Source organism: Endozoicomonas sp. ONNA2, from assembly GCF_024606365.1.
Taxonomy (GTDB): Bacteria; Pseudomonadota; Gammaproteobacteria; order Pseudomonadales; family Endozoicomonadaceae; genus Endozoicomonas.
In genome coordinates, this window is the sequence record NZ_JAHHPO010000761.1 from 1 (window position 1) to 1,091 (window position 1,091).

2 protein-coding genes are annotated in these 1,091 nt (G+C 52.2%); both read left to right on the forward strand.

Annotation, left to right across the window (positions count from 1 at the left end; genetic code table 11):
• On the forward strand, positions 1 to 551 hold a 551-nt coding region (locus KDK14_RS13550; protein WP_257265696.1), incomplete at its 5' end, for a glutathione S-transferase N-terminal domain-containing protein.
• 44 nt (positions 552 to 595) lie between these two features.
• The gene (locus tag KDK14_RS13555) at positions 596 to 1,012 is read left to right on the forward strand and encodes a ClpXP protease specificity-enhancing factor (RefSeq protein ID WP_257265697.1); all 417 of its coding nucleotides are present in this window, start codon (positions 596 to 598) and stop codon (positions 1,010 to 1,012) included.
• The last annotated feature ends 79 nt before the right edge of the window (positions 1,013 to 1,091 follow it).

The window sequence follows — 1,091 nt, forward strand, 5'->3', positions numbered from 1 at the left end:
TCCTGGCAGAAAAGGGCGTTGCTGTTGACGTTCAGAATGTCAATCCGGAAAACCTTCCCAGGGAGCTTGCCGATCTGAACCCCTACAACAACGTACCTACGCTGGTTGACCGGGAGCTGGTTCTTTATGAGCCCAACGTCATGATGGAATATCTGGACGAACGTTTCCCACACCCACCGCTGCTGCCGGTTTATCCGGTCAGCCGAGCCCAGAGCCGTCTCATCATGCACCGCATTCAAAAAGACTGGTGTGTCCTGGTGGATGCCATTCTGGACCCTAAAACCAGAGAGACACCGGCGGCCCGTGCCCGTAAGGAGTTGCGGGAGAGCCTGCTGGCGGTTGAGCCTGTTTTTGCTGAAATGCCGTTCTTCATGAGTGAAGAGTTTACTCTGGTGGACTGCTATGTGGCACCGATACTCTGGCGTTTGCCGTTGCTCGGTGTTGAATTGCCGAAACAGGGTAAGTCGATTCTGGACTATGCTGAGCGTTTATTTGAGCGTGAGTCGTTGCAGGAAAGCCTTTCTGAAATCGAAAAAGAAATGCGTGAGTAACCTGGCATGCGGCGTTAATTGTTTGTCCGGAGGCTGTTATGACAATGACCAGTAGCCGTTCGTATATTGCCAGAGCACTGTATGAATGGATTCTTGATAATGATTGCACACCTTATATTCTGGTGGATGCCTATCGCCGTGGCGTTGAGGTTCCCCAAGAGTTCGTCAAGGATGGCCAGATTGTTCTGAACATCTCGCCAACGGCGGTGCGGGCTCTGAATATCAGTAATGATTACATCATTTTTGACGGCCGTTTCGGTGGTCGCGCCCTGACGATTACTGTGCCTGTGCCGGCATTGATGGCTATTTATGCCCAGGAGAATGGTCAGGGAATGGTCTTTGAGGTGGAACCGCTTGATGAGCACCAGGCAGTGGAGGAGGCCCAGACAGAAGTACCTGATGAAGAACCTCCCCAGCCACCGAAAAAGCCGGGGCGTCCGCATTTAAAAGTGATCAAGTAATCTTCCCGGGAATTGGCCTGAAACAATTCCGACATTTCTGAGCCTCGAAACTCCGTTCGTCCTGAGCCTGTCGAAGGGC

Bases quoted from the DNA above. Each gene is read 5' to 3' on its own strand.
- KDK14_RS13555 (WP_257265697.1), top strand. From the start codon at position 596: ATGACCAGTAGCCGTTCGTATATTGCCAGAGCACTGTATGAATGGATT.